General features: G+C 64.4%; 28 protein-coding genes. 14 read left to right on the forward strand and 14 right to left on the reverse strand.

Features of this window, described 5'->3' with window-relative positions:
- Positions 1-5 precede the first annotated feature (5 nt).
- From HFP57_RS06015 to HFP57_RS06025, 3 genes are all read right to left on the reverse strand, one after another.
- Positions 6-446, reverse strand: coding sequence for an SRPBCC family protein (locus tag HFP57_RS06015; protein WP_176868942.1), 441 nt, complete (start codon positions 444-446; stop codon positions 6-8).
- A gap of 230 nt (positions 447-676) precedes the next feature.
- The gene (locus HFP57_RS06020; RefSeq protein ID WP_176868943.1) at positions 677-1,057 is read right to left on the reverse strand and encodes a VOC family protein; all 381 of its coding nucleotides are present in this window, start codon (positions 1,055-1,057) and stop codon (positions 677-679) included.
- A complete protein-coding gene (locus tag HFP57_RS06025) occupies positions 1,054-1,455 on the reverse strand; it encodes a VOC family protein (RefSeq protein ID WP_176868944.1) in 402 nt (133 codons plus the stop codon). The genes HFP57_RS06020 and HFP57_RS06025 overlap by 4 nt, the downstream gene beginning before the upstream one ends.
- Positions 1,456-1,592: 137 nt before the next feature.
- On the opposite strand from HFP57_RS06025, the gene soxR reads away from it, so the two are divergent.
- Both soxR and HFP57_RS06035 read left to right on the forward strand, forming a co-directional pair.
- Complete coding sequence (gene soxR, locus HFP57_RS06030; protein ID WP_176868945.1) at positions 1,593-2,036, forward strand: redox-sensitive transcriptional activator SoxR; 444 nt, start codon at positions 1,593-1,595, stop codon at positions 2,034-2,036.
- A 77-nt stretch (positions 2,037-2,113) separates the two neighbouring features.
- Positions 2,114-4,084, forward strand: coding sequence for an alkyl/aryl-sulfatase (locus tag HFP57_RS06035; RefSeq protein ID WP_176868946.1), 1,971 nt, complete (start codon positions 2,114-2,116; stop codon positions 4,082-4,084).
- 211 nt (positions 4,085-4,295) lie between these two features.
- Here HFP57_RS06035 and glmU read toward each other — a convergent pair whose 3' ends face one another.
- On the reverse strand, positions 4,296-5,669 hold the full coding sequence (gene glmU, locus HFP57_RS06040) for a bifunctional UDP-N-acetylglucosamine diphosphorylase/glucosamine-1-phosphate N-acetyltransferase GlmU (protein ID WP_176868947.1): 1,374 nt from the start codon (positions 5,667-5,669) through the stop codon (positions 4,296-4,298).
- Positions 5,670-5,732: 63 nt separating this feature from the next.
- On the opposite strand from glmU, the gene HFP57_RS06045 reads away from it, so the two are divergent.
- Complete coding sequence (locus tag HFP57_RS06045) at positions 5,733-6,410, forward strand: HAD-IA family hydrolase (protein ID WP_176868948.1); 678 nt, start codon at positions 5,733-5,735, stop codon at positions 6,408-6,410.
- Between the two features lie 132 nt (positions 6,411-6,542).
- Here HFP57_RS06045 and HFP57_RS06050 read toward each other — a convergent pair whose 3' ends face one another.
- The 5 genes from HFP57_RS06050 to HFP57_RS06070 all read right to left on the reverse strand — a co-directional run bounded on the left by HFP57_RS06050 (position 6,543) and on the right by HFP57_RS06070 (position 11,383).
- Positions 6,543-8,453: a putative bifunctional diguanylate cyclase/phosphodiesterase gene (locus tag HFP57_RS06050; RefSeq protein ID WP_176868949.1), complete on the reverse strand. Its 1,911-nt coding sequence runs from the start codon at positions 8,451-8,453 to the stop codon at positions 6,543-6,545.
- Between the two features lie 139 nt (positions 8,454-8,592).
- A complete protein-coding gene (locus tag HFP57_RS06055; protein WP_176868950.1) occupies positions 8,593-9,624 on the reverse strand; it encodes a nucleotidyltransferase domain-containing protein in 1,032 nt (343 codons plus the stop codon).
- A gap of 166 nt (positions 9,625-9,790) precedes the next feature.
- Positions 9,791-10,651: an HprK-related kinase A gene (locus tag HFP57_RS06060; protein ID WP_176868951.1), complete on the reverse strand. Its 861-nt coding sequence runs from the start codon at positions 10,649-10,651 to the stop codon at positions 9,791-9,793.
- A complete protein-coding gene (locus HFP57_RS06065; protein WP_176868952.1) occupies positions 10,648-10,941 on the reverse strand; it encodes an HPr-rel-A system PqqD family peptide chaperone in 294 nt (97 codons plus the stop codon). The genes HFP57_RS06060 and HFP57_RS06065 overlap by 4 nt, the downstream gene beginning before the upstream one ends.
- 19 nt (positions 10,942-10,960) lie before the next feature.
- On the reverse strand, positions 10,961-11,383 hold the full coding sequence (locus HFP57_RS06070) for a hypothetical protein (protein ID WP_246263424.1): 423 nt from the start codon (positions 11,381-11,383) through the stop codon (positions 10,961-10,963).
- Between the two features lie 95 nt (positions 11,384-11,478).
- Between HFP57_RS06070 and HFP57_RS06075 the strand changes: the two genes are divergently transcribed.
- The 6 genes from HFP57_RS06075 (at position 11,479) to phoB (ending at position 17,858) form a co-directional block, all read left to right on the forward strand.
- Positions 11,479-12,789, forward strand: a complete 1,311-nt coding sequence (locus HFP57_RS06075) for a sensor histidine kinase (RefSeq protein ID WP_176868953.1) — start codon at positions 11,479-11,481, stop codon at positions 12,787-12,789.
- A 162-nt stretch (positions 12,790-12,951) separates the two neighbouring features.
- Positions 12,952-14,313 carry a phosphate ABC transporter permease subunit PstC gene (gene pstC / locus HFP57_RS06080; protein WP_425500739.1) on the forward strand — a complete coding sequence of 454 codons (1,362 nt, stop codon included), beginning with the start codon at positions 12,952-12,954 and terminating at the stop codon, positions 14,311-14,313.
- Entirely contained in the window at positions 14,314-15,609 is a 1,296-nt protein-coding gene (gene pstA / locus HFP57_RS06085) for a phosphate ABC transporter permease PstA (protein ID WP_176868954.1), read from the forward strand.
- Positions 15,593-16,432 (forward strand): phosphate ABC transporter ATP-binding protein PstB, encoded by an 840-nt coding sequence (pstB, locus tag HFP57_RS06090; protein ID WP_425500730.1) that lies wholly within the window; start codon positions 15,593-15,595, stop codon positions 16,430-16,432. The genes pstA and pstB overlap by 17 nt, the downstream gene beginning before the upstream one ends.
- 14 nt (positions 16,433-16,446) lie before the next feature.
- Positions 16,447-17,163, forward strand: a complete 717-nt coding sequence (gene phoU / locus HFP57_RS06095) for a phosphate signaling complex protein PhoU (protein WP_176868956.1) — start codon at positions 16,447-16,449, stop codon at positions 17,161-17,163.
- Positions 17,160-17,858 (forward strand): phosphate regulon transcriptional regulator PhoB, encoded by a 699-nt coding sequence (phoB, locus tag HFP57_RS06100; protein WP_176868957.1) that lies wholly within the window; start codon positions 17,160-17,162, stop codon positions 17,856-17,858. Before phoU ends, phoB begins: the two co-directional genes overlap by 4 nt.
- 21 nt (positions 17,859-17,879) lie before the next feature.
- On the opposite strand, the gene HFP57_RS06105 is transcribed toward phoB, so the two are convergent.
- Positions 17,880-18,251 carry a c-type cytochrome gene (locus tag HFP57_RS06105; protein ID WP_246263426.1) on the reverse strand — a complete coding sequence of 124 codons (372 nt, stop codon included), beginning with the start codon at positions 18,249-18,251 and terminating at the stop codon, positions 17,880-17,882.
- Between the two features lie 4 nt (positions 18,252-18,255).
- Positions 18,256-18,864: a ferritin-like domain-containing protein gene (locus tag HFP57_RS06110; RefSeq protein ID WP_176868958.1), complete on the reverse strand. Its 609-nt coding sequence runs from the start codon at positions 18,862-18,864 to the stop codon at positions 18,256-18,258.
- Between the two features lie 238 nt (positions 18,865-19,102).
- Between HFP57_RS06110 and HFP57_RS06115 the strand changes: the two genes are divergently transcribed.
- On the forward strand, positions 19,103-20,008 hold the full coding sequence (locus HFP57_RS06115) for an SDR family oxidoreductase (protein WP_176868959.1): 906 nt from the start codon (positions 19,103-19,105) through the stop codon (positions 20,006-20,008).
- 255 nt (positions 20,009-20,263) lie between these two features.
- A complete protein-coding gene (locus HFP57_RS06120) occupies positions 20,264-20,914 on the forward strand; it encodes an MT-A70 family methyltransferase (protein ID WP_176868960.1) in 651 nt (216 codons plus the stop codon).
- A gap of 3 nt (positions 20,915-20,917) precedes the next feature.
- Here HFP57_RS06120 and HFP57_RS06125 read toward each other — a convergent pair whose 3' ends face one another.
- The gene (locus HFP57_RS06125; protein WP_176868961.1) at positions 20,918-21,511 is read right to left on the reverse strand and encodes a BglII/BstYI family type II restriction endonuclease; all 594 of its coding nucleotides are present in this window, start codon (positions 21,509-21,511) and stop codon (positions 20,918-20,920) included.
- A gap of 467 nt (positions 21,512-21,978) precedes the next feature.
- On the opposite strand from HFP57_RS06125, the gene HFP57_RS06130 reads away from it, so the two are divergent.
- On the forward strand, positions 21,979-23,028 hold the full coding sequence (locus tag HFP57_RS06130; RefSeq protein WP_176868962.1) for a hypothetical protein: 1,050 nt from the start codon (positions 21,979-21,981) through the stop codon (positions 23,026-23,028).
- A gap of 102 nt (positions 23,029-23,130) precedes the next feature.
- On the opposite strand, the gene HFP57_RS06135 is transcribed toward HFP57_RS06130, so the two are convergent.
- Positions 23,131-23,490, reverse strand: coding sequence for a DUF2794 domain-containing protein (locus tag HFP57_RS06135; RefSeq protein ID WP_176868963.1), 360 nt, complete (start codon positions 23,488-23,490; stop codon positions 23,131-23,133).
- Complete coding sequence (gene epsC / locus HFP57_RS06140; protein WP_176868964.1) at positions 23,490-24,188, reverse strand: serine O-acetyltransferase EpsC; 699 nt, start codon at positions 24,186-24,188, stop codon at positions 23,490-23,492. The genes HFP57_RS06135 and epsC overlap by 1 nt, the downstream gene beginning before the upstream one ends.
- Before the next feature lie 169 nt (positions 24,189-24,357).
- Here epsC and HFP57_RS06145 point away from each other — a divergent pair, with 169 nt between their 5' ends.
- On the forward strand, positions 24,358-25,260 hold the full coding sequence (locus HFP57_RS06145) for a LysR substrate-binding domain-containing protein (RefSeq protein ID WP_176868965.1): 903 nt from the start codon (positions 24,358-24,360) through the stop codon (positions 25,258-25,260).
- A 137-nt stretch (positions 25,261-25,397) separates the two neighbouring features.
- A complete protein-coding gene (locus tag HFP57_RS06150; protein ID WP_176868966.1) occupies positions 25,398-26,015 on the forward strand; it encodes a fasciclin domain-containing protein in 618 nt (205 codons plus the stop codon).
- Positions 26,016-26,024: the final 9 nt, after the last annotated feature.

Here is a 26,024-nt window from a genome sequence, read left to right on the forward strand (position 1 = left end):
TCCGCCTATGATTCAGGACCCGAAGCGGAGCGTCTGGCGAGCGTTTTTTCCATCAAACCGATACCCATGAGGTACATGTTGCGGGTGAATTCTTCGCCCCGTTCGTCGGTCATGCCCTTGGGCCGAAATTCGCCCGTCCAGCTGAGTTTGGACGATCCTTCGTCGATCGGCTCGACCGCCATCGTTGCGCGATAATATTCGTAGGGAAGCGGCGCTTCGACGATCGAATAGCTATAACTCCGTTTGCCCTGGGCCTCGAGCCGGTCGATAATCGTGCGCCCATCCTCAAGTGTCAGGGTCCGTAGCGCTCCGATTCCCTCGCCTTCCTGCACACAAGCTTCCGGCGGGCGGCCCGACCATTTTCCGATGTCGCCGAAATCGCCGATCAAATCCCAGAGTTCGCCGGCGGGAAGGGCGAAGACATGATCGACCTGCACAACGGGCATAATGAGCACTTTACGATATGGGGATCACTCCGCGTTTTAGGGTATCGGACTGCGATACACCAGTCTCGTCCGGCGCCGGTGCCGAGACTGATTCCCCGGCCCGATCGCCCGGTGACAGACGATTTCGGGTCTCCCGCCCTGCCGAAGCAGCCGAGATATCCGCCGTCCGGCCATGGCCATGCTTCACCATGGCTGCACAGAAACGCTGCCAGCGCGTCGGTTCGCGCCGCTCAGGCATAGCTGACGACCTCGAACTCGATCCCGTTCCAGTCGAAAAAGTAAAAACGCTCGCCGGGGTCGTATTTTTCACGGCTGAAGGGCTCGAGACCGGCGGCGATCACCTTGCGCTCGACCGCGTCGAGATCGTCGACGACCACGCCGACATGATTGAACGGCTTGCCCTTGTCGAAATGCGGGTCCGCATTTCTAACCGCTTCGTTCGTGTAGAGCGCAAGATAGTCTTCGTCGCTGCCGACATGGATCGTATGTCCACCGGCCATGGAGGGGCCCTCCCAGCGGATCTCCCAGCCGAACAGCGTGTGCATCAGATCGGCCGAGCGCTGCGGGTCGGTCACCGTGATATTCACATGTTCGATACGTGCGTCCGTCATTCCTGCATCTCCTTTGCCTGTGTGTCCTGACCGATCCGCCAGGGCGGGAAGCGGCGGTAGTCGCCCGCCCGGTAGAGGCAGAGCGCATTGCCCGCGGGATCGCGGAGCCGCGCCTCGCGCCAGCCCCAGCTTTCGTCGCGCGGCCCGCTGTCGAACGCGATACCCACGACCGCCAGCGCCGCGACGGTCTCGTCGAGCGTTTCGACCTCGAAATAGATGACGGTGCCGCCCGGCCCGGCGGCATCGACCCGATGGATCGAGAAGGTTTCGCCGGTCGGCGTCTCGAACCGCGCATAACCCGGCGGCGCATCGACGATCTGCGTCAGCCCCAGCGCCCGGTAAAAAGCGACCGACACCGCATAGTCCGTGCATCCGACGGTTACCTGGTTGAGTTGCATTCGCCTGCTCCTTCGCATTCCGGGCAGACCTGCTTTGGGGCATTTCCCCGATGCATCGCCGCCTCGGTTGCCCTTTGTAGAACCTCAAGCTAAGTTGAGATCAAGCTTTAATTTGAACGGAAATGGCGATCACAGTTATGGGACAAACGGCTTTGCTCTCGATCGGCGATCTGGCGGCACGGACCGGCCTGTCGGTATCCGCAATCCGCTTCTACGAGGAAAAAGGGCTCGTCCATCCGCTGCGGAGCGGCGGCGGCCAGCGCCGGTTCCTGCGCTCGGATATCCGCCGCCTGTCTTTCGTGCTGATCGCACAGCAGCTCGGCCTGTCGATCGGCGAGATCGAGAAGCAACTCGCCAAGCTGCCACAGGGCCGCGCCCCGACCCAGCGCGACTGGACCCGGATCAGCAAGGCGATCCGCGGCACGATCGACGCCCGCATCGCCGAGCTCGAACGCACGCGCGACCGGCTCGACGGCTGTATCGGCTGTGGCTGCCTGAGCCTGAAAAAATGCCAGCTTTACAATCCGGAGGATCGGGCGGGCATCCGGGGACCGGGGCCCCGTCACCTGATCGACGGCTGATCCCTCCCCGCCGCCGCGTGACTCGGCGCGCATGATCTTTCATACCGTTCAAAAAAAGCGGCCGATGGAGACGATCGATGAAGCGGCACTTCCTTTCCCTCACTCTCACCCTGTTCGCGGTTCCGGCGCTTGCCCAGCAGGCCGAGCTGCGCGAACCGCCCGCCCCCGGCACCGCAACGGAGGCGACGCGCGCGGCCAATGCGGCCATCGCCGCGCGGCTTCCGCTCGGCGACCGGAGCGATTTCGAAGATGCGACGCGCGGGCGTATCGCGCAGGTCGACGCCGATGCCATCCGCGCCGCGGACGGTTCGGTCGTCTGGCCGATCGCCGGGCAGGCGTTCCTCGCGGGCGAGGTTCCGGATACCGCCAACCCGTCCTTGTGGCGGCAATCGGCGCTCGCCGCCGAGCACGGTTTGTTCGAGGTCACCGAGGGTATCTGGCAGGTGCGCGGCTACGACCTGTCGGTCATGACGATCATTGCGGGCGAGACGGGCTGGATCGTCGTCGATCCGCTGACGACGACCGAAACCGCCGCCGCCGCGCTCGCGCTGGTGCAGGAAACGCTGGGCGAACGCCCGATCACCGGCATGCTCTACACCCATTCGCATGCCGACCATTTCGGCGGCGCGCGCGGGATTATCGACGAGGCGGAGATCGCGGCCCGCAACGTCCCGGTGCTCGCGCCGATCGGCTTTTCCGAGACCGCCGTCGCCGAAAACCTGCTCGCGGGCCCGCATATGAGCCGGCGCGCGACGCTGATGTTCGGCCAGATCATTCCCCTGTCGCCCATATCGCATATCGGCTCCGGTCTCGGGCCCGGTGTCCCGCGCGGGACCGTGAGCCTGATCCTGCCGACCGAGGAGATCGACGGGCGCGGCACGCGCCGGACGATCGATGGCGTCGAGTTCGAATTTGTCGACGCCGCGGGAACCGAAGCGCCCGCCGAGTTCATGTTCTATCTGCCAGCGCACCGGGCGCTGCACACCGCCGAGGTCGCCACCGGCACATTGCACAACGTGCTCACCATGCGCGGGGCGCAGGTGCGCGACGCGCTCGCCTGGAGCCGCGCGATCGACCATGTGCTGATCGAATATGGCGACCGCTCCGATGTCGTCCTCGCCTCGCATCACTGGCCGAGCTGGGGCGCAGACAATGTCGCCGCCTTTCTGACGGGCCAGCGGGATATCTACCGCTATATCCACGACCAGACGCTGCGCCGCGCGAATGGCGGCGCGACGATGATCGAGGCGGCCGAGGCGATCGCCGAACCCGCCTTCACGCGGGAAGCGTTCGACACGCGCGGCTATTACGGCACGCTCAACCACAATGCGAAGGCCGTGTATCAGCATTATTTCGGCTGGTGGGGCGGCGTGATGGCCGAATATCATCGCCTGCCGCACGAACAATCGGCGGCGCGCTATGTCGAGGCCATGGGCGGCCGCGAGGCGGTACTGGCGCGCGGCATCGCGGCCTTCGACGCGGGCGACTATCGCTGGGCGTCCGAGATCCTCAACCACCTCGCCTTCGCCGCGCCGGAAGACGACGAAGGCCGCGCCTGGCTGGCCGCCGCTTATGAACAGCTCGGTTTCCAGGCCGAAAGCGGCGCCTGGCGCAGCTATTATCTGACCGCGGCCAGCGAATTGCGCGACGGCGTGCCCCAGACCGGCGGCACGCGGCTCGGCAATGCCGATTTCCTCCGCGCCGTACCGACGCTCGATCTGTTCGACATGCTCGCCTCGCGCTACGCGCCGGAGCGACTGCAGAGCGAACCCTTCACGCTGAATTTCGTGTTTCGCGATACCGGCGAGACGGTCGCGCTCGAAATCGGGCGCAGCGTGATCGTGCCGCGGGAACGCGCCGCGGCGAGCCCGGCAGCAACCGTTACGCTCGACCGCCCGGGCTTCGAAGCCATGTTGCTGGGAACGGCCAGCCCGCCGGCCATGGTCGAGTCGGGCGCACTCGAAATCGGCGGCGCCCCGTCCGCATTGCCCGGCTTCCTGCAGCTTCTCGAACAACCGCAATTCTGGTTCGCGACGGCGACACCCTGACGGCGCGGCGTTGGCCGCCGGTGTTTATCTCTCTGCGACACGTACCGGCATTGCGATCCAGGCCGTCATTGCGAGGAGCCGCAAGGCGACGCGGCAATCCAGAGCAACGGGCGCGGCGCTTGCGGCCCTGGATTGCTTCGTCGCTGCGCTTCTCGCAATGACGAAACCCTGTTGCAACGGGATAAGCGCCCTTTGCCGCCGATGAACCCAGCTATTTCCCGGCCTTCTTCCGCTCCATCACATTCCGAAATTTCTTCGCCCAGCCGGGCTTGGCCTGCTGCTCGCCCCGCGCGACGCCGAGCGCGTCGGGTTCGACATCCTTCGTGATCACCGATCCTGCGCCGATAATCGCGCCGTCCCCGATCTTCACCGGGGCGACGAGCGCGCTGTTCGATCCGATAAAGGCCCCCGCCCCGATCTCGGTCCGGTATTTGAAGAAGCCGTCATAATTGCAGGTGATCGTGCCCGCGCCGATATTGGCGTTCGCGCCGACCGTCGCGTCCCCGAGATATGTCAGGTGATTGGCCTTGGCGCCCGGGCCCAGCACCGCCTTTTTCATCTCGACGAAATTGCCGACCTTCGATCCCTTTTCCATCACCGCGCCGGGTCGCAGCCGCGCATAGGGGCCGACCGAACAGCCCTCCCCGATGCTCGCGCCCTCGATATGGCTGAAGGCATGGATCGTGGCGCCGTCGGCGACACTGGCGCCGGGGCCGAACCGGACCTGCGGCTCGATCGTCACGTCGCGCCCGATCTCGGTATCGTGACTGAACCAGACGGTCGCCGGATCGACGAGCGTCGCGCCGTCCGCCATCGCCTGCGCGCGCCGCCGATCCTGCCATTGGCGCTCGACCGCGGCGAGTTCGGCGCGGCTGTTGATCCCCGCCACTTCCCAGGGCTCGGCCTCGATCACGGCGCTGTGCCGCTCGTCGGCCTGCGCGACCATCACCATGTCGGGCAGGTAATATTCGCCCTGCGCATTGTCGTTGCCGACCCGGTCGAGCAGCGCAAACATGTCCTCCGCCCGCGCCGCGATCAGCCCGGAATTGCAGAGCGTTACCGCGCGCTCTTCATCGCTCGCATCCTTATACTCGACCATCTTTTCGATCTTGCCGGATGCGTCGGTGACGATCCGGCCATAGGCGAGCGGATCCTCGGGCCGGAAACCGAGCACGACACAGGCCGGCTCGTCCGCCTGCAGTCGGTGCAGCATCAGTGCGATCGTCCGCGCGCACACCGTCGGCACATCGCCGAAACAGGCGAGCACCATCCCGTCGAACCCGGCGAGCGCATCGCGCGCCTGCAGCACCGCGTGGCCGGTGCCGAGCTGCTCTTCCTGCAGCGCGACGACCGCGCCGCGCGCCTCGACATAGGGCTCGACCTCTTCGCGCCCCGCACCGAGCACGACCACCGTCTTTTCGGGACCCAGCAGCTCCAGTTCGTCCATCAGATGGCCGAGCATCGGCTTGCCGGCGATCGGGTGCAGCACCTTGTGGCGCGCGGATTTCATCCGGGTGCCCTTGCCCGCGGCGAGGATGATCGCGGCGAACGGGCCGGGCGGCGAGATGTCGATATTATCGGTCATTGCGCCGCGCGGTCTGCCAGCAAATGCTTGCCATTTCCATAGGGCAGACGGCATGGCGCGGGGATGACGCAATCCCCCTTCCCCTTCGACCTGGTCGGATTCGATCTCGACGGCACGCTGCTCGACACCAGCGACGAGCTGACCGTTTCGCTCAACCATGCCTTGGCCGAAGCCGGGCGTCCGCCGCTGTCGCAGGGCGAGGTGCGCCCGATGGTCGGGCTGGGCGCCAAACACATGCTGCGGATGGGCCTTGCGGCATCCGGCGACAGCGACGAGGCGGCGGTCGACGCACTGCTACCCGTCCTGATCGATCATTATGACGCGAATCTCGGTTCCGGTTCCCCACCCTTTCCCGGTCTCCTCGACGCCATGGATGGGCTGGCGGCGGCGGGCGCGCGCTTCGCCGTCGTGACCAACAAATATGAGCGGCTGGCCGTGAAGCTGATCGCGGCCAAGGGACTCGCCCACCGATTCGAGACGGTCATCGGCGGCAACACGCTACCCGGCGGCCAACGCAAACCGGACCGCGCGCCGATCGACGAGATGATCCGGCGTTCGGGCTCGGCCCGAGCGGCTTTCGTCGGCGATTCGATCTACGATGTGCAGGCAGCCCAATCCGCCGGCATCCCTGCCGTGGCAGTGCGCTTCGGCTTTTTGACCCAGCCGGTCGAAGAGCTGGGCGCCGATGCGATCATCGATCATTATGATGCTTTGACCAGCGTGCTCGAAGGCATGGGCTAGCGCTTCATTGTTATCGCGCTGGGTGAAGAGCCTGTAACCTGGTGCATTTGGCACACCCCTGTCGTTGCCCTTTCCGCTAGTTGGGCATAAATGCCGGGCCAGCATCTGCGGCGGCATAGGCCGTCGCTCTTATCAGGCGCTCCGCCGCATGCTTTCCGTAGGCGAGTCCGTCTGTTTGGCCAGAAGCGCCTCAAAATCGTGCGCTTTCATCGGCTTTCCGAGAAGGAAGCCCTGCCCGCGCGTCGCGCCGAGCGCGTGCGCGAGCGCCAGCTGATACGGCGTCTCTATCCCTTCCACGATCGAATCGATCCTGAGGACCCGAGCCATGGCAATGACGGCGCGGGCGAGTTCCCGGCCGACCGGATCGCTGGGCCGCTCGATCAGCGACTTGTCGAGCTTCAGGCTGTGGATCGGCAGCAGTTGCAAAAGGCTGAAATTGGCGTAGCCGCTGCCGAAATCGTCCAGCGCGATCCGATGGCCGGCCTGCGCCAAGCGTTCGAAATTGCGCAGGGCGACATGCGTATCGATCGCAACCGTTTCGGTGACTTCGAACTCCAGTCGTTCCGGACGACAGCGTGATGCTCGAACCAGGTCGATAATCTTTCGCATCGACTGGTCCGACCGCAAATCCATCGCCGAGAGATTGACGGCCAGCGACACCGATTCCGGTATGTGCGCCGCCACCTCCAATGTTTTTTCAAGCGCGATCAGGGTGATACGCGAGACGGTTCCGGCATCCTCCGCCACAGCAATCAGTTTTGCGGGGCTGACCTGCCCCAGAGTCGGGCTGGTCCAGCGCAGCAGCGCCTCGGCACCGACGATGCGGTTGCTGGAAAGCTCGACCTGAGGCTGGAAAAGGACCTCAAGCTCGGATTCGAAGCCGTCGCTCGACATGACCTGGCCGATCTGGAACTGCTCCTCCATCGCCTGAGCGTGGCAGGCGTCGAAGACCACGGCGCTTCCCTTGCTGTTCCGCTTGGCATGCAGCAACGCATAATCGGCATTTTCGAGCAGAGCCGCGCTAGTGTCATCCGCCGATGCTATCTCGCAGCCCGCCGAGGCCGAGATATGGATCCTCTTCCCCTCGATCTCGAACGGCCGCGCAAGATCCGCGATCAGCTGGTCGCACCAAAGCTGCATTTCCTGCAGGTCGCCGGACCCGGTGCGAAGAATGCTGAACTCGTCGCCTCCCACGCGCGCTGCGAACGCCTCGCCCGAGCAATGGCGGCGCAACCGCCGCGCCACTTCGCACAGCAGCTCGTCGCCGATCCTGTGACCGTAAACGTCGTTGACGGGTTTGAAACCGTCAAGGTCCATAACGACCAGCCAGAGCGGGTCGCGACCAGCCCGCGGCGTCTGTATTCGGTTCTCGAGCGTCTCGACAAAGGCGCGCCGGTTGGGGAGGCCGGTAAGGCTGTCGGTGTGAGACTCCGCGCGCGCGCTTTCGGCGAGCAGCTCGGCCGAAGCACGACCGCGTTCGGCCTCTCGTCGCTCGGCCAAGGCAAGCGCGATCGATTTTCGCAGGGATGCCGAGATCGCGATCGATGACACCGAACTCGCAAACGCTATGAAGCCGTATAGGCCAGCCAATTCCGGCGCGTACTGGAAAATCTGCGCGAAAAGGCAGACAATTGCGACGACGATCGATGGAATCGTCTGCCTCAGGCTCGTTCCTGAAAAGGCGAATATCATCGCCATGACGATGAAATAGACCAGCTTCGTGCGATTAAAGTCCAGCTGGAGTGCGATCAGGACGTTGGAAAGCACGAGAAGATTGATGAAGAGGACGATCACATCGACCTGAGCGGGTGACCGCGAACGCGCGAGCAGATAGACGCCGATCAAGGCCGCGATCACCGTGGTGATGGATATCGCGCTGAACCAAACCAGCTCGGTGCCGCTTCGCGTTACAAAATGCGCAACCGTCATCACTGCATAATAGGCTGCTGCTACACAGAAAAAGCCGCGAAGAATCGGAAGATACGCTTGCGTCAACGCGCAGCGATGCGTCTGCTTATCCCATTTTTCCGCCATCAAATCCATGGCCGCCCTGTTGATCCTTGCTGCAATCCCCCTCTTTGTAGATAAAGTATTAATAAAGGGCTCATTTCCGGTCCGACGCCTCTTTCCGCGATCAGTCGGTCTTCAGGGCGACCCCCGCCGCGCGGGTGCCCGGGCTACTCTAGCCCTTCCGCCATTTCGTCCACAGATGCCGCGCCAGCATAAGCGGCGGCATGCGGAGCCAGTGCGAGCGGATATAGAAAGCAAGGCGCACGCCCTTGCGCGTTTCGCGTCCCCAGCCGTCGCGGGCGAGCAGGCGGCGGATATAGAGGGTATCGCCCGCCCTCCCCCGTCCGGCGACATTGCCGTCGACCGGCGTATCGTAGAGCGTTTCGGCAAGGTGCAGTGCACGGCTTACGGGTTTCGCAAGCTGATGCCGTCCCGCCCTTTCTCCGAGCTCCGGCCAGAATCCCACCCGCTTACCGAAATCGCGGCACAGCCGGTCGATATCCCAGAGGTTGCGCAGGCCGCCCGCCAGATCGCCATCGGCGAACAGATGCGCGGCGGCGTGGCAGATCATGTCGGGCGGCGAGAGGATGCGCAGGTCTCCTGAGCCTGTCGAAGGATCGAGCGGCTCGCTTTCGGCGATCATCGACGCTGCGTCGGGCGTCGGCCGCGCGGTCAGCGGCAGCACCGTATGGTGGACGTCGATCATCCGGTCGCGCTCCTTGTGGATCAGCGGCGGCAGCTCGTGCATGTGATCGCGGTAATAGGCGTCGTCATATTCGTCCTCCTTCACCCATTCCCAGCCGCCCCGTTCGATCAGGGCGCGCTCGACCGCACCGAGCGCCGCACGGCGAACCAGGATATCGAGATCGCCGATCGAGCGCCCGATACCCGCCGAAAGACCCGCCGCGACATAGGCCGTGCCTTTGAGGAGGATAACCGGCTCCCCAAGCGGCGCCAGCACGCGGCGCGCCATCTCGGCTTCCCACAGCGCCTGGCGCCGCGCATGATCGGCCGAGCGGCGGGCATCGGCGCAAAGCTGCGCCACCTTTGTCGGCAGGTCGAGCCCGTCGAGGCGATGGGCGAGCGTACCCATCAGCTGCTCGGCTCGGGCCATAGCAATCAGCGCGGTCCAGCCATCGGCGTCGAGAGCGCCCGTCGAGACGGGATCGGTCAGCGCGCGGGTCAGAAGGCGGGCGTCGGTCATTATAATCCTCCCCTGCAAGGGGAGGGGGACCGGCGAAGCCGGTGGAGGGGTCTCAACGGCAACGGCGGATTCAATCGCAGGCGTTGATACCCCTCCGTAGGCCCCTTCGACAAACTCAGGGGCTGCCACCTCCCCCTTGGGGGGAGGATTGGGGTTGGCACATCCCTCACCTCACCAACTCCGCCCAGAGCCGTTCGACGCTGGCGACGGCGCTTTCGGTGTCGGGATAGTCGACCGCCCGGGTCGGGACCGTTCGCACGAGCGCGGACAGCGCTCCGAAACCCGTCTCGCCCAGTGCGACATAGTTGGTCGAGGCCTGGGTCAGCCGCACGAATATCTCCGCCTCGCCGATCTCGCGGACATCGGGTGCATGGCCGAAGCGCGGGAAGAGCAGCAGCGCGGGTTTCGCGGGTTCGGCCATCTTCGCGATCGCCTCGGCGGGCGGCCGCAAATGGCGGATATCGCCCTTGGGCGTGTCGCGCATCAAGGGACCGAGCCGGCTGGCATCGACATCGCGTTCGAAGAGCCCGATCGCCTCGTTCTTGAGACTGACCAGCCTTGGAAAGGCATGCAGCAGGCCGGTCTCCGGATCGATCAGCGCGAACTCATCGCCCATGAAGCGCCAGCCGCGCTCGCCGAGCAGCGCCGAAAGCGTCGATTTGCCGGCGCCGGATTCGCCGGTCATCAGCAGCGCCTTGCCGTCGCGCTCGACCGCCGAAGCGTGAAGCAGCAGATAGCGGCGCTGGCCGAGCGCCATTTGCAGGTTCATCCCCATCTCCGCCGCCAGCATGCCATGGGCGAGCGAGAGCGGCGCGGCGTCGGGCAGCATATAGTCGCCGCCGATCATCACCGAAGGACGCAGGAAACGCCGCCACGGCCGCTGCGCGAAGAGGCGCACGGTGAAGTCGGGTATATCGGGCGTCGGATAGCCCGCATAAAGCGCCGCCAGCCGGTCGAGCGGCTGCCGCCAGTCTGACCCGATGCGGAACCCTGTCGGGCCGACGGTCACGCGGAATTCGTGCTTCATGGCCGCCACACCAGCCCGGCCGCCTCCAGCTCGGCGAGACGCGCCTCCAGCGCCGCTTCGAGATCCTGGCCGCCCTTATCAGCCGGGCCGAAATCGAAATCGCGCTTCAGCCGGTCCAGCAGCGCCCGCGGCCCCGCATCCCCCTCGCCCAGGGCTTCGAGAATCTGCGGCGCGGGCGGCGCGACGATATGGGTGAGGCCGGAAGGCCGGTGGAAGATCAGCGCCACGCCGTCCAGCGCGATAACGCGCCGGGCCTCGGGCGGATCGGCGCGATAGGCGGCTTCTGTCATGGCGGAAAGCGGCGGAGCGTCAGCTCCGCGTCATCTGGATCGACGCGTAGCAGGTAAAGCCGCTCATGCCGGTCTGCAGGCGGCGGATATAGTTGGTATAGGCCTGGCTCTGCTCATAGCCATAGCCCGGGATCGTCCGGCCCGCCTGCAACGCGCCGCGCACTTCCTCGCCGACCAGATTGCGGCCCGGCGGCGGAAAGGCGCCCGGCGTTCCCGGCGGCACGACCGAGCCGTCCGCGGCGATATAATTGCCCATCCGGCCGGGATCGGGAATCGGGATTTCGCAGGCCATGATCGAGGCCTGGGTCTGGGCGAGCGCGGGGCGCACCGTCACGACCGTCGACGCGGCCGCGGCGCCGAGCGCCAATACCTGGCGCCGGCCCGGCTTCGCCATGCCCTGCCCGGCGTCGTCGCCGTCCGTCTCTTTGGGTCCTTCGCTCATGCCATCCTTCCCGAATTCCTGTCCGCGATACACTGCCAACACTTACCCTGCCGCCTACTGGCGAGTGTAACAATAGCGCTGTATCAGGGCGCTCAATGGCCCAGATAACGCCTCTTCGCGCCATTGTCGCGCTGTTAACCACCTTTGGCCTCGGCGGCGCGGCCTATTTGCTCGGCGCGCCGCTGCCGGCGATCGTGCTCGCCTGTCTCGGCGGACTGGTCGGCGGCGCGGTGCTCAACGGGCACAGGGAGGCCGCGCCCGACGAGCCGGACGCCGACCCCGCCGACGCGGAACCCGAACCGGTGCCGGACGAATCGCTGTTTCCGACCCTCGAGGAACTGATGAACGCGATCGACGATCCCAGCCTGCTGATCGTCGGCCGCCGCGTCGTGCGGGCGAATCCGGCAGCGCAGAACCTGCTCGGCACGCATATCGTGGGCGAGGATGTCCGGCTCGCGATCCGCCATCCGGCAGCGGCCGAACGACTGACGGGAGAAGCGGGCGCGGAGGAATCGCGCGTGGCGATGGAACTGGTCGGGATCGGCGAACGCGAGCGGCCCTGGGAACTCGTCATCCACGAACTCAAGGGCAATGCCCGTTTCGTCCGCCTTGCCGATCGCAGCAGTGCGCATGCGGCGGAAAAGATGCGCGCCGATTTCGTCGCCAATGCGAGCCACGAGTTGCGCACGCCGCTCGCCTCGCTGCTCGGTTATATCGAGACGCTGCAGGACGGCGCGGCCAAGGACAAGAAGACGCGCAACCGCTTTCTCGAGATCATGCACGGCGAAGCGAGCCGGATGCAGCGGCTGATCGGCGATCTCATGTCGCTCTCGCGCATCGAGGCGGAGAAATACCGGGCGCCGGCCGAGGAAATCGAACTCGGTCCGCTGATCAACGAGGCCTGCCTGTCGACCTGCGCGGCCGAGGGAGTCGACAGTTCGCGCGTCGATATCCGGTCGGCATCGGGCAGCGTCCGGATCGCCGGGGACCGGGTCCAGATCACCCAGCTGATCAGCAACCTGGTCGGCAACGCGCTGAAATATGGCGACGGCGAAGATCCGGTTGCCGTTCATTACGGCCCGATCTCCGATACGATGATCCGCCTGAGCGTCGAGGATCATGGCGAAGGCATCGCACCCGAACATCTGCCGCGCCTGACCGAACGCTTCTACCGCGTCGATCCGGGCCGCAGCCGGTCGCTCGGCGGCACCGGCCTCGGCCTTGCGATCGTCAAACATATCGTCGAGCGCCACCGCGGGAGGCTGAATATCGAGAGCGAAGCCGGACAGGGTACGACGGTCAGTGTCGATTTGCCGAAAAAACGGCCGGCGATGTCATCTTCCCGTAATGAGAATGTCACAAAGGCAGACGGGCCGTCGCTGGTTACGACGCGCGATTCGCGATGATGGAATTGGAACCGAAACTCTAGCGCTGCAAAGGCATCCCGGAATGCCCGTTGAAGGAATATCGACGCAGTCGGGGGCGACATGCACATGGTCGATACCAATGGCTGAAATTTCGGCCGAAAAAGGAAATTGAGCGGAACAGTGTCGATCTTCTCCTTGTTCATGATGGTGATCGGTTTTGCCGCGATCGGCTGGTTCACGGCGCGGATGCGCGCCGCCCGGCTGCGCCCCACCGAGGGTGCCGTCCGCGCGCACTCCCTGCCCGGCTATCATGGCTGGTACGTGGCGCTGTGGCTCGCCATTCCCGCGCTGGCCTTTCTCACCGTCTGGTCGGTCGTCATGCCCGGCATGGTCGAACAGTCGGTGCTCGCCAGCCCCGCCGCGCAAACCCTCCCGGCGTCCGATATCGAGCGTACCGCGATCCTCGGCGAAGCCCGCGCGCTGGCCGACGGATCGTTGCGCGCCGCCTTCAACGAGGAAGCCGAGGCGCTCGCCCCCGCCTTCAAGGAAGCGTCGGGCTTTTATAGCGTTATCGGCCTCATCGCGACCGTGCTGCTGGCCTTCGCCTGCGGAGCCTATGCGTTTCTGCGCGTGCGCCCGGATTTCCGCGCCCGCAACCGGGTCGAGCGCGTCGTCATGTGGGTGTTGCTGATCGCCTCGCTGATCGCGATCCTCACCACGATCGGCATCGTCGCCTCGCTGCTGTTCGAGACGATCCGCTTCTTCGACCGGATATCGCCGATCGAGTTCATTTTCGGCACCCATTGGAGCCCGCGATCGACGACCTTCAGCGACGATCCGGGATCGTTCGGCGCGATCCCGCTATTCTGGGGCACGATCCTGATCGGCGCGATCATCGCGATGATCGTCGCGATCCCGCTCGGCCTGATGAGCGCGGTGTATCTCACCCAATATGCGCCGGCCCGCTTCCGCTCCGTCATGAAACCGGTGCTCGAGATCCTCGCCGGCGTGCCGACGGTCGTCTACGGCTATTTCGCCGCGCTGACCGTCGCGCCGGCCGTACGCGACTTCGCGGTCAACGTGCTCGGCGTCAGCAGCGCTTCGTCCGAATCCGCGCTCGCCGCCGGCGTCGTCATGGGGGTGATGATCATCCCCTTCGTCTCCTCGATGGCCGACGATTCGCTGGCCGCGGTGCCGGGCGCGATGCGCGACGGCAGCCTCGCCATGGGCGCGACCAATTCGGAAACGATCAAGCGGGTGCTGATCCCCGCGGCGCTGCCCGGCATCGTCGGCGGCGTGCTGCTCGCCGTCAGCCGCGCCATCGGCGAGACGATGATCGTCGTGATGGCGGCCGGGCTCGCCGCCAACCTCACGGCCAATCCGTTCGAGAGCGTCACGACCGTGACCGTCCAGATCGTCCAGCTGCTGACCGGCGATCAGGAATTCGACAGTTCGAAGACGCTCGCCGCCTTTGCGCTGGGCCTCGTCCTCTTCATCGTGACGCTGCTGCTCAACATCATTGCGCTCAGCGTCGTCAAACGCTTCCGCGAGGCCTATGAATAGATGAACACCGCCATCGCCTCCCCCACCGGCCGTCAGCCGACCGACTGGGCCGCCGACGCCATGCAGCGCCGGATCCGGGCCCGGTACCGCGCCGAGAAACGGTTCCGCTTCTACGGCCTGTTCGCGATATTGCTTTCGGCGGGATTTCTCGCCTTCCTGCTGATCACGATGGTGTCGAGCGGCGCGCGCGGCTTCACCCAGACCCAGATCGCGCTGCCCGTCAATTTTGCGGCGTCGGACATCTTCCTCGAACCCGGCCAGCTTGACGGCGAGGACCGCGCGCAATTGCTCGCCCGGGCGGATTTCCAGAACCTCGCCCGGCAATCGGCCATCGCGACCTATGGCGAGGACGGCCCGAGGCTGCTGTCGAACGGCGCCTGGGTCAAGCTGCGCAACGCGGTGTCCGACGATCCGACCTTGCTGACCCGCGAGGAAGTGATCTGGATGCCCGCATCGACCGAGGTCGATTTCGCGGCGCGCGGCGATATGGGGCCGCGCCAGAGCGAAGAACGCGCGGCGATGATCGAGCGTTATGGAGAACTCGACGAGGCCGGCCAGGTGCGCCGCGCGCTGAGCTGGACCTTCCTGACCATGGCGGATTCGAGCGATCCGACCCTGGCCGGCATCTGGGGGGCGCTCAAGGGCTCGCTCCTGACCATGATCGTCACCCTGCTGCTGGCCTTTCCGATCGGCGTGCTGGCGGCCGTCTATCTGGAGGAATATGCGCCGCAGAACCGCTGGACCGACATGATCGAGGTATCGATCAACAATCTCGCGGCCGTGCCGTCGATCATCTTCGGCCTGCTCGGGCTCGCGGTGTTCATCAACACGTTCTACCTGCCCCGATCGGCGGCGGTCGTCGGCGGCCTGACCCTGGCGCTGATGACGATGCCGGTGATCGTGATCGCGGGGCGCAACGCGATCAAGTCGGTGCCGCCCTCGATCCGGGACGCGGCGCTCGGCGTCGGCGCCTCGCCGGTCCAGGTGCTGACCCATCACGTGCTGCCCTTGTCGCTGCCCGGCATCCTGACCGGCACTATCATCGGGATGAGCCGCGCATTGGGCGAAACCGCGCCGCTGCTGCTGATCGGCATGCGCGCCTTCGTCGCCACGCCGCCCGACGGCTTCACCGATCCCGCCACGGTCCTGCCCGTGCAGATCTTCCTGTGGTCCGACGAGCTCGATCCGGGCTTTGTCGAACGGACCTCGGCGGCGATTATCGTGCTGCTGCTCTTCCTGCTCGCCATGAACGGGCTCGCGATCTGGCTGCGCAACAAATATGAACAACGCTGGTGAGACAATGAACGACGCAACCGACACCCAGGCCCCGCCGCAATCCGGGGAACCGCTCGTCGCCCCGGATATGCTCAAGATGACGGCGCGCAATGTCGACGTCTATTATGGCGACAAGCAGGCGATCGATAACGTCTCGATCGATATCGGCATGGACAATGTGACAGCCTTTATCGGCCCGTCCGGCTGCGGAAAATCGACCTTTCTGAGAACCCTCAACCGGATGAACGATACGATACCGATCGCCAGGACGACGGGCCGGATCGAGCTCGATGGCGAGGATATCTACGATCCGACGATGGACGTGGTGCAGCTGCGCGCCCGGGTCGGCATGGTGTTCCAGAAGCCCAACCCCTTCCCCAAATCGATCTTCGAAAATGTCGCCTATGGCCCGCGCATCCACGGCCTCGCCACGTCCAAATCGGAATTCGACGAGATCGTCGAGAAATCGCTGATCCGCGCCGGCCTGTTCGAGGAGGTCAAGGACCGGCTCGACGACAGCGGCACCGCACTCTCGGGCGGCCAGCAGCAGCGGCTGTGCATCGCCCGCGCGATCGCGGTCGATCCCGAGGTCATCCTGATGGACGAACCCTGCTCGGCGCTCGATCCGATCGCGACCGCCAAGATCGAGGAGCTGATCCACGAGCTGCGCGGCAAATATGCGATCGTCATCGTGACCCATAATATGCAGCAGGCGGCCCGCGTTTCGCAGCGTACGGCCTTTTTCCATCTCGGCAATCTCGTCGAATATGGCGAAACGTCCGAGCTGTTCACCAACCCGCACCAGGAACGGACGAAGGACTATATCACCGGCCGGTACGGCTAGACGGAAACCCGATCATGCCCAACAAGAGCGAACATACGGTCAAGGCGTTCGACGACGATATCGGCGAGCTGCGGGCGCTCGTGTCGGAGATGGGCGGGCTCGCCGAGACGGCGATCGGCGATGCGATCCACGCGCTCACCCGCCATGACCTCGAAACCGCGGCGCGGATCGTCAAGGACGATGCGCGGATCGATGAGCTGGAAGCCGAAGTCGAAAGGCTCGCCGTCCGGCTGATCGCGCTGCGCGCGCCGCTCGCCGACGATCTGCGCGAGGCGGTGGCGGCGATCAAGATCGCGACGGTGCTCGAGCGGATCGGCGACTATGCCAAGAATATCGCGAAACGCGTGCCGATCTTCGATCATCGCGCCGATATCGAGCCGCTGAGCATCCTTCCGGCGATGGCGCGGATCGTACAGGAAATGGTGCATAACGTGCTCGACGCGTTCGCCGCCCGCGACGCAACGATGGCCAAGATGGTGATCGAGCGCGATTCGGCGGTCGACGATTTCTACGACAGCCTGTTCCGCGCGCTCCTCACCCATATGATGGAGAATTCGCACAACATCACCCAGTCCACCCATTTGCTGTTCATCGCCAAGAATCTCGAACGGGTCGGCGATCACGCCACGAACATCGCCGAGATGGTCTATTTCGCGGCCACGGGAGACTATCTGGAGGACCGTTCGGGCGGCGAGAGCTATGCGCCGGAACCGGAGGAGCTTGAAGAATGAGCAAAGCCAAACTCCTGCTCGTCGAAGACGATATGGCGCTGACCGAATTGCTGATCTGGCATTTCGAGCGCGAGGAATTCAACGTCAAGCACACGGTCGACGGCGAGGAAGCGCTGCTGCTGGCGCGCGAGAACCCGCCCGATCTCGTGCTGCTCGACTGGATGATCGAGGGGCTTTCGGGGATCGAGGTGTGCCGCCGCCTGCGCCGGATGCCCGACACCGCGAACGTGCCGATCATTATGCTGACGGCACGCGGCGAGGAAGAGGACCGGGTCCGCGGCCTCGAGACCGGGGCCGACGATTATGTCACCAAACCGTTCAGCCCGCGCGAACTCGTCGCCCGGGTCGGCGCGGTGCTCCGCCGCGTCCGCCCCGCGCTCGCCGGCGAGCCGCTGCTCCATGGCGACATCGCGATGGACACGGTCAGCTACAAGGTCCGCCGCGACGGCGAGGTGATCCCGCTCGGGCCCACCGAATTCCGCCTGCTCAAGCATTTCCTCGAACATCCGGGCCGCGTGTTCAGCCGCGAGAGGCTGCTCGATTCGGTCTGGGGCCATGATTCGGATATCGAGCCGCGCACCGTCGATGTGCATATCCGGCGGCTGCGCAAGGCCCTGAACAAGGGCGGCAAGCCCGACATCATCCGCACCGTCCGCTCGGCAGGGTACGCACTGGATGCCGAGGGCGCGGGCTAGGCTGCACGCCGCACCCGGCCGTCAATCCTCGCTCGCCAGATAGTCGATGATCGCCCGCCGTTCGGTCGGATCGGACAGGCGGACGCCCATCGTCGTTCCCGGCACCATGGCGCGCGGATCCCGGAGCCAGCGGTCGAGCCGGACGCGCGACCAGGCGAATTCGGCCCGGGCCAGCGCGGCCGAATAGCGGAAATCCGGGACCGAACCCGCGCGCCGCCCGATCAGGCCGCGATGGCGCGGCCCGACCCGGTTCGCGTCGAGCGAATGGCAGCCGCCGCAGCGCTGGCTATAGAGGCGGGCGCCGTCAGCCGGTTGCGCCCGCCCCTCCGCTTCGCCCAGCGACCCGCAGACCAGCGGCAGGGCGAGCAGCATGACGGCGCGTAATGTCGTCACGCGCCTATCCGAAGATGAAGCCGGTTTCGGGCATGCTCTGGCCGAGCGCGCCGGCGAGCGCCGCGAAATGCGCCGCCTCGTCGACCGCGATCCGCGCGGCGAGATGGTCGTGATCGCCATCCTGCAGCGAGGGCATGATCCCGAGATAGGCCGATGTCGCGCCGCGCTCGAGCCGCAGCGCGAGGTTCAGCACGTCGGTCTGGTTGCGCAGCGCGCCGAGGCCGAGCGCCTCGACATATTCGGCATCGGTCTTCGGCTCGACCGGCGTTCCGCCCAGCGTGCGGATGACGCGGGCCAGCTCGTCGCGATGCTGCCGGTGATGGCCGCGAAACAGGACGCCGACTTCGACGACCGCCGGTTCGAGCAGCCCGCTGCCCGCCGCGATCGTATAGGCGGCGATCCCTTCATGTTCGAGGCCCAGCGCGGCGTTCAGCAGGTCGGCATCGCCCTGGGCATCGGCAGGCGCGCCTCTGCCATAGCGGCCGCGCTGGGCCGCCACGGGTTCGCCGGAGAGCAACGAAACCGCGGCAAGGGAAAGGCCGCCGGCGGCGGCGGTGCGGATAAAGGAACGGCGCCCGGTCGCGTCGGGCTTGCTTATGGTCTGGTCGGTCATGGGTGGGTCCTCTCGGTTCTGGATGCAAAGGGAAATCGACGACTCGAACGATACCGATCTGTATCGTTGCTGCCCTTCCTTCGAAGATCGCGTGCCCGCTGTCAACAGAAAAGATACAGATCGGTATCTTTCTTGCCATCCGGATTCAAAGCGCCGAAGATAGGCGCTTGAACCTGCCCCCTCGCCGGGTTAACGCGCACGTCAACCACGATCCCACGCAATCCATGGAGTCCCCATCATGACCATTTCGTTCGAAGACAAAGTCGCCATCGTCACCGGCGCGGGCGGCGGGCTCGGCCGCGCCTATGCGCTCGATCTCGCGAGCCGCGGCGCGAAGGTCGTCGTCAACGATCTAGGCGGATCGCGCGACGGCACGGGCTCTTCGGACGCGGCGCAGAAGGTCGTCGAGGAGATCGAGGCGGCCGGCGGCACGGCGATGGCCAATGGCGGGTCGGTCACCGAAGCCGGGCAGATGAACGAGATGGTCGCCAAGACCAGGGAAGCCTGGGGCGGCGTCCATATCCTGATCAACAATGCCGGCGTCCTGCGCGACAAGAGCTTCGCCAAGATGAGCGTCGAGGATTTCCGCTTCGTCGTCGACGTCCATCTCAACGGCTCGGCGGTCTGCACCAAGGCGGTGTGGGAAACGATGCGCGAACAGGCCTATGGCCGCATCCTGATGACCGCCTCCTCGACCGGGCTCTACGGCAATTTCGGCCAGGCCAATTACGGCGCGGCGAAGCTCGGCCTCGCCGGCTTCACCAAGACGCTCGCCATCGAGGGCGCCAAGTACAACATCAAGTGCAACACCATCGCGCCGATCGCCGGCACCCGGATGACCGAAGACATCATGCCGCCCGAAATGTTCAAGGCGCTGTCGCCGGAAAACGTCGCCCCGGCCGCGGTCTATCTCGTCGCCGAGGACGCGCCGACCAACATGATCGTCGGCGCCGGCGGCGGCTTCTTCCACGCCGCCTATGTGACGCATACGCAAGGCGTCGCGCTTCCCGAAGACCAGCGCACCGCCGAAGGCGTCGCAGACGTCTGGGACCAGATCATCGACCGCGCGGAAGAGTTCGTCCCGCAGAGCGGCGCCGAACAGGGCGCGCAGGCGTTCAAGAAGCTGCAGGCGCTGGGTGGGTGAACGGTAAAATCACGAAACTCGAAGCGGGCGTGTCCGGAGACGGATGCGCCCCTTTTTTTGCTCGGCCAACTGCGCGCAATGGGCACGGCGGCCTCATGTGAGCAGCGAGTCTACGGCCGAAGGCGTCGTCGATGTCTGGGACCGGATGATAGACTGTTTGGAAGATCTCGTCCCGGCGAATGAAGCCAATCAAGGTTGGGGGCAACTTGTGGTTAAAAAATTGACGGATGGATAACTGCGAAATAAGATCCTGTTATGTTCTCGTCCGATAATCCTGCCTTAGAGGCCAGCGTTGACCTGATCGCAACGGCAAGAGGCAGGAAATTCGCGACCATTTTGGCAGATCCTCCCTGGCAGTTTCAAAATCGCACCGGCAAGGTAGCGCCTGAACATAAGAGACTGGCGCGGTATCCCACAATGACGTTGGACGATATCCGAAAACTGCCGGTGGCGGATATCGCCGATGAGCCATCTCATCTTTATCTGTGGGTACCTAATGCCCTGCTCCCAGACGGCCTATCGGTAATGGAAGCATGGGGCTTTCGCTATGTCTCGAATATAATCTGGCACAAGATCCGAAAGGATGGCGGTTCGGACGGGCGTGGCGTTGGCTTCTATTTTCGCAACGTCACGGAGATCTTGCTTTTCGGTGTGCGTGGAAAGAACGCCCGAACGCTCGCTCCTGGCAGACGTCAGGTGAACATGATCCAATCGCGAAAGCGGGAGCATAGCCGTAAACCCGACGAACAATATCAAGTAATCGAAGACTGTTCCTGGGGACCGCGGCTTGAGATGTTCAGCAGAGGCAAGCGGCGCGGCTGGACCGCCTGGGGTAATCAGGCAGATGATGCATACGAGCCTACTTGGGATACATATAATTATAACAGTGCCGTTGCGGCGGAATAGCAGTCAGATATCAGCCACATAAAGCGCTGGCCGAATAGCAAACGTCAGAACAGGGCAACCGCCCCCACCGCCGCCTTCCAATCGCGGCCAGAGCTTTTCATGATGCGTTGTCGACGCACCATATGATGCGCCTTTGCCCAAGTCCTTGAAGATTGCCTGAAGTTCGGTTGAGCGCGTGACAATTATTCCAACGTCCATAACGCGCAAGTCAAAAAGCAAACGGAAGTTGTTGAGATCGCGATCATAGAACGGATCCTTGTTGTTCCACTCAACTTCAATGCCCACCCGCCCCTTAAAACAATCCACACTGTGGGTCGGGCTCTCATATTCAACATCATCGACAGTTATCGCCGTATCGAAATTTTTCTCGGTCCAACCGCGCCGGTAAAATTCGCTGTCGATACGCCTCGCGATCGGAGATTTGGCGCCACCCTTTGTCAAAATTTCTGATTTGAAAAGACGAAAATCGCGCAAAACCGCGACCACTTCCGCCCACTCGGCGGCGCAAGCTGTTTGCAATATTCCGGCCGCGTTCCGCCATTCCTTGACGTAATACATTTCGCGCAAATCAGCCGGGACAAGATGGTCAGTTGGCATGACGACATGCTTACGGACCGACAAAATGCTTGGCAACGTACCGCATCTTAAAGCAAATCCGGCCGACAGAAATAGTCGCCCCATGATTTCGGCTACAAGGTGCTGTCCTACAGCCCGTCCCTTGCAGTATTATTGCGAGACGATGTCCCCAGCAATCTTCTCGTTTCCTTCCTCCGCGCAAACCGCTCCAGCCGTCCTGACCGAATTGGAGTGGCCGTGTGTAAACTTTGTAAACTTAGCGGTTGTCCCGTCCCGGCTTCCTGCGCGCGGGGAGGCGGGACTTCTTGTGACAACCGGGCGAAAAAAAATCTTCGCTTCAACGGCTTAGACGAGGGGCCATCATGCCCCGGCCGACCCCCTCGTCACCCCAGCCCGTGTCAACCAGTGTCAATCGTTGCACCGTATTGCATCACCAATACACCAGTGCTATGCTGATCCGATAAAGGCGCAAAACGGAGAGAAGACCGATGTATAGCGAGAGCGATCTGGAGGCGGCGGTGGCCGCAGGGGCGTTGAAGGAGGCGGATGTCGCCAAGTTCCGCCGGTTCATGGCGGCCGACCGGTCGACCGCGCTGGTCGACGAGGAGCATTTCCGCCTCGTCAGCGGGTTCAACGATATTTTCGTGGCGATCGCCAGCGTGCTGTTGCTCGTCGCGATCGCCTGGCTGGGCAGCGAGATCCAGCCCTGGCTCGGCGCGCTCGGCGTCGCGGTCGCGGCCTGGGGCCTGGCCGAATATTTCACGAAGGTCCGCCGGATGGCCTTCCCTTCGATCCTGTTGCTGCTCGCCTTTGTCGGCGGGCTGTTCGGCGCGGTCGGCATGGGGCTGATCGGCGACGAGAGCCAGTACGGCCCGGGCGATGAAGCGATCGTCTCCGCTTACATCTCGATTGCCGGCGCGGTGGCCGCGGCCGGCGCCTTCTTCCACTGGCGGCGGTTCCGCGTGCCGATCACGATCGCGGCCGGCGCCGGCGCGGTGGTCGCGACGATCATCGGCATCCTCGCCGTGGCGACGGACGGCAACGTCGAGCCCTTCCTGCACCCGTTGCTGTTCGTTTCGGGCCTGGGCGTGTTCGCGCTGGCGATGCGCTGGGACATCAGCGATCCGGTCCGCGAGACGCGGCGCTCGGACGTCGCCTTCTGGCTGCACCTGCTCGCCGCGCCGCTGATCGTCCACCCGATCTTCGCCGAGATCGGCGTGCTCGAGGGCGCGCTGACCGTGGGCGGCGCGGTGCTCGTCATCGGCCTCTATATCGCGATGGGCGGAATCGCGCTGGCGATCGACCGGCGGGCGCTGATGGTGTCGAGCCTGGTCTATGTGCTCTGGGCGCTCAACGGACTGTTCGAGCGGTTCGGCGCGGTCGAGACCAATGTCGCACTCGCGGCGCTGGTGATCGGATCGGCGCTGCTGCTGCTCTCCGCCTTCTGGCACAATGCCCGCGGGCTGGTGGTCAGGCCGCTGCCCGAAGCGATCACGAACCGGCTGCCGGTGATCGGGAAGGAAACGGCGGTGGTTTGACTTGTCAAACTCGACTTAACAGTCGAGTCTGACAAAAAACTCCCGGTGCGGCGCCCGAGCGAATCGAAGGTCTGACAAAAAACACAAAGGAGACTCTAAAAACTACTCGCCGACGATCTTGAGCAGCCGCCGCTCGACGGGGGCCAGAACCGGCGCCAGTTCATGCCCGCGCTTCAGGATCATCCCGGCCTCGTTCAAGAGCGCCCACATGCCTTGCCGGTTGTGCAGGGCGGGGCGCTTCTCGATCCGGTATTCGGGGCGCTCGGCGGTGCGGCGGAAGGCGGAGAAGGAGGCGAAGTCCTTCTCGAAATTCATCGCATAATCGCGCCAGTGCCCGGCCGCGACCATCCGGCCGTACAGATCGAGGATGCGGTTGAGTTCGGTGCGGTCGAAGCCGACCTGGTTGGGCGGGGACTGGCCCGCGGGGCCGCGCCGATCCGGGAACGGGGTAACGGTGCCCATCAGGCGCAATCGCTCTCCTGAACCGGGGCCTCGTCGCCGTCGCGTTCGGCGATCAGCGCATCGATCTGCTTGTGCAGCTGCTCGAGCTCGCATCGCATCAGTTCCAGCTTCTGGGTCGAAGGATCGAACACTTCGCTGCACGGCGTACCATAGGGGACGAAACCTTCGGGCTTGTCCTCGGCGTCCATAAGGGTCGGCTTGGCCGGAATGCCGACCATGACCGCACCGGGCTGGACGTCCTTGGTGACGACGGCATTGGCGCCGATCCGTGCGCCCTTGCCGACGGTGATGGGTCCCAGGATCTGCGCGCCCGAGCCGATGATCACATCGTCCTCGATCGTCGGGTGACGCTTGCCGGGGACGCCGTCGGCCGGGTTCGTGCCGCCGAGCGTGACATTCTGGTAGATAGTGACATTGTCGCCGATCGCGGCGGTTTCGCCGATCACCGTGAAACCGTGGTCGATAAACAGGTGCCGCCCGATCTTCGCACCAGGGTGGATGTCGATCGCGGTCAGGAAGCGCGACCAGTGATTGACGAAACGGGCGAGGAAAAACAGCCTGCCGCGGAACAGGACGTGCGCCAACCGGTGATAGGTAAAGGCCCACACGCCCGGGTAGAGCAACACTTCGATCCGGGAGCGCGGTGCAGGATCGCGGGACCGTATGGAATCGATATAGGCAATCAGTCGGCCAGGCATTTGCTTCTCCCGCGCCAGTGGCGATCCGCAACGTAATAATCATTCAGTGTAAAAAAAACCAGTTCGGCCCGCTATACCCCCCAAAAGGCCAGCTTTCCCATCGATTCATGGTTGATTTCGATAAGTAATCCCTTATTTATCGAATATAACGATAAATTTGAGGGTGCGCATGTCGACCTATCTGCCGACCTTGAAACAGCTGCAATATCTGGTCGCGCTGCGCGATCATGGCCATTTCGGCAAGGCCGCCGAGGCCTGTTTCGTCACGCAGTCGACCCTGTCCGCGGGGCTGCGCGAGCTGGAGTCGCTGATCGGCATCACGCTGGTCGAACGGACGCGGCGCGTCGTACGCTTCACCCCGCTCGGGCTCAGCATCGCCGACAAGGCACAGCGCGTGCTGCGCGAGGCCGAGGAGCTTTCGGAGATGGCGCGCGCCGCCGGCAAGCCGCTATCGGGCGAAATGCGGATGGGCGTTATTCCGACCATCGCGCCGTTTCTCCTCCCGCATATCCTGCCCAAGCTCCGCACCGACTGGCCAGACCTCAAACTGTTCCTGCGCGAGGAGACGAGCCCGGCGGCCTGCGATTCGCTGCAACGCGGACAGATCGACTGCATCCTGCTCGCCCTGCCCTATCGCTGCGGCGAGGTGGACACCGCCGAACTGTTCGACGACCGGCTGTTCGTCGCGTTCCCCAAGGGCGAACCGGCCAACCCGCCCAAGAAAATCGCACCCGAGATCATCGACGAGGGGCGGCTGCTGCTGCTCGAGGACGGGCACTGTCTGAAAGATCATGCGCTCGCCGCCTGCAACCGCCCGGAACTGCGCGCCGAGGCGCGGATGATGGGCACGTCTCTGCATACGCTCGTGCAGATGGTCGAGAACGGCCTTGGTACGACGATGCTTCCCGAAATGGCGATCGACGCCGGCATCCTGCGCGATACCAATATCGTCGCCCGGCCGCTCGATGCCGATCACCCGGCCCGGACGATCGCGCTGGTCTGGCGCAAGAACAGCCCGCGCGAAAAGGATTTCCGCCTGCTCGCCGATGCGATGCGCGAGGCGGCGACTTGACGCCGTCCTGTCCAAAAGGGCAGGTCGCTCGCAACCATAGCGCTTGCTATGCGTTAACCACTTATATCCCCTCAACCAAATCAAGGAGAATGAAGTTGTCTAAGTCTATGCGATTGGCCAAAGGTACCGGCGTTTCAATGGGTTTGGCTCTGTTCGCCCTCGGCAGCGCGCCTGCGCTCGCCGATCATCACGGTGGCGCGAGCCACGATGGCGATGCCGAAATGACGACCCAAGCGGAAACGACTGAAACCGTCACGGTCGGCGGCGCTGAAATGCTGCCGACGCGCAATATCGTCGAAAACGCGTCCAATTCTCCGATTCACACGACGCTCGTCGCCGCGGTTGCGCAGGCCGAGCTCGTCGAGACGCTGTCGGGCCCGGGTCCGTTCACCGTCTTCGCACCGACGAACGAAGCGTTCGGCCTGCTGCCCGCCGGCACGGTCGATGCGCTGATGCAGGACGCCGCGCGCGCCCAGCTCGCGCAGATCCTGACCTATCATGTCGTGTCCGGCGCGGTTGATGCCGAAACGCTGGTCGGCATGATCGAGGAAGCCGGCGGCGAACTGACGTTGACCACGGTCGAGGGATCGCCCTTGGTCGCGACGCTCGATAATGGCGCAGTTTCGCTGCGCGACGAAATCGGCGGCGTGTCCTATGTGACGCAGACCGACGTTCCCCAGTCCAACGGCGTTATCCACGTCATCAACGGCGTGTTGGTGCCCGAACCGGAAACGGCCGGCGCCGGCGACCGCTAAAGCCTGACG

Origin of the sequence: Parasphingopyxis algicola, assembly GCF_013378075.1 — a bacterium.
Taxonomy (GTDB): domain Bacteria; phylum Pseudomonadota; class Alphaproteobacteria; order Sphingomonadales; family Sphingomonadaceae; genus Parasphingopyxis; species Parasphingopyxis algicola.

What these genes read in the sequence shown, in the direction of transcription:
- HFP57_RS06060 (WP_176868951.1), bottom strand. Translation starts at nt 10,651, where the DNA reads ATGAAGCACGAATTCCGCGTGACCGTCGGCCCGACAGGGTTCCGCATC.
- HFP57_RS06150 (WP_176868966.1), top strand. Translation starts at nt 25,398, where the DNA reads ATGGGTTTGGCTCTGTTCGCCCTCGGCAGCGCGCCTGCGCTCGCCGAT.
- HFP57_RS06020 (WP_176868943.1), bottom strand. Translation starts at nt 1,057, where the DNA reads ATGACGGACGCACGTATCGAACATGTGAATATCACGGTGACCGACCCG.
- glmU (WP_176868947.1), bottom strand. Translation starts at nt 5,669, where the DNA reads ATGACCGATAATATCGACATCTCGCCGCCCGGCCCGTTCGCCGCGATC.
- phoU (WP_176868956.1), top strand. Translation starts at nt 16,447, where the DNA reads ATGCCCAACAAGAGCGAACATACGGTCAAGGCGTTCGACGACGATATC.
- HFP57_RS06115 (WP_176868959.1), top strand. Translation starts at nt 19,103, where the DNA reads ATGACCATTTCGTTCGAAGACAAAGTCGCCATCGTCACCGGCGCGGGC.
- HFP57_RS06050 (WP_176868949.1), bottom strand. Translation starts at nt 8,453, where the DNA reads ATGGATTTGATGGCGGAAAAATGGGATAAGCAGACGCATCGCTGCGCG.
- pstC (WP_425500739.1), top strand. Translation starts at nt 12,952, where the DNA reads ATGATGGTGATCGGTTTTGCCGCGATCGGCTGGTTCACGGCGCGGATG.
- HFP57_RS06075 (WP_176868953.1), top strand. Translation starts at nt 11,479, where the DNA reads ATGGCCCAGATAACGCCTCTTCGCGCCATTGTCGCGCTGTTAACCACC.
- HFP57_RS06120 (WP_176868960.1), top strand. Translation starts at nt 20,264, where the DNA reads ATGTTCTCGTCCGATAATCCTGCCTTAGAGGCCAGCGTTGACCTGATC.
- HFP57_RS06130 (WP_176868962.1), top strand. Translation starts at nt 21,979, where the DNA reads ATGTATAGCGAGAGCGATCTGGAGGCGGCGGTGGCCGCAGGGGCGTTG.
- pstB (WP_425500730.1), top strand. Translation starts at nt 15,593, where the DNA reads ATGAACAACGCTGGTGAGACAATGAACGACGCAACCGACACCCAGGCC.
- HFP57_RS06070 (WP_246263424.1), bottom strand. Translation starts at nt 11,383, where the DNA reads ATGAGCGAAGGACCCAAAGAGACGGACGGCGACGACGCCGGGCAGGGC.
- HFP57_RS06125 (WP_176868961.1), bottom strand. Translation starts at nt 21,511, where the DNA reads ATGCCAACTGACCATCTTGTCCCGGCTGATTTGCGCGAAATGTATTAC.
- HFP57_RS06015 (WP_176868942.1), bottom strand. Translation starts at nt 446, where the DNA reads ATGCCCGTTGTGCAGGTCGATCATGTCTTCGCCCTTCCCGCCGGCGAA.
- phoB (WP_176868957.1), top strand. Translation starts at nt 17,160, where the DNA reads ATGAGCAAAGCCAAACTCCTGCTCGTCGAAGACGATATGGCGCTGACC.
- HFP57_RS06145 (WP_176868965.1), top strand. Translation starts at nt 24,358, where the DNA reads ATGTCGACCTATCTGCCGACCTTGAAACAGCTGCAATATCTGGTCGCG.
- HFP57_RS06055 (WP_176868950.1), bottom strand. Translation starts at nt 9,624, where the DNA reads ATGACCGACGCCCGCCTTCTGACCCGCGCGCTGACCGATCCCGTCTCG.
- HFP57_RS06025 (WP_176868944.1), bottom strand. Translation starts at nt 1,455, where the DNA reads ATGCAACTCAACCAGGTAACCGTCGGATGCACGGACTATGCGGTGTCG.
- HFP57_RS06110 (WP_176868958.1), bottom strand. Translation starts at nt 18,864, where the DNA reads ATGACCGACCAGACCATAAGCAAGCCCGACGCGACCGGGCGCCGTTCC.
- soxR (WP_176868945.1), top strand. Translation starts at nt 1,593, where the DNA reads ATGGGACAAACGGCTTTGCTCTCGATCGGCGATCTGGCGGCACGGACC.
- HFP57_RS06065 (WP_176868952.1), bottom strand. Translation starts at nt 10,941, where the DNA reads ATGACAGAAGCCGCCTATCGCGCCGATCCGCCCGAGGCCCGGCGCGTT.
- epsC (WP_176868964.1), bottom strand. Translation starts at nt 24,188, where the DNA reads ATGCCTGGCCGACTGATTGCCTATATCGATTCCATACGGTCCCGCGAT.
- pstA (WP_176868954.1), top strand. Translation starts at nt 14,314, where the DNA reads ATGAACACCGCCATCGCCTCCCCCACCGGCCGTCAGCCGACCGACTGG.
- HFP57_RS06035 (WP_176868946.1), top strand. Translation starts at nt 2,114, where the DNA reads ATGAAGCGGCACTTCCTTTCCCTCACTCTCACCCTGTTCGCGGTTCCG.
- HFP57_RS06045 (WP_176868948.1), top strand. Translation starts at nt 5,733, where the DNA reads ATGACGCAATCCCCCTTCCCCTTCGACCTGGTCGGATTCGATCTCGAC.
- HFP57_RS06135 (WP_176868963.1), bottom strand. Translation starts at nt 23,490, where the DNA reads ATGGGCACCGTTACCCCGTTCCCGGATCGGCGCGGCCCCGCGGGCCAG.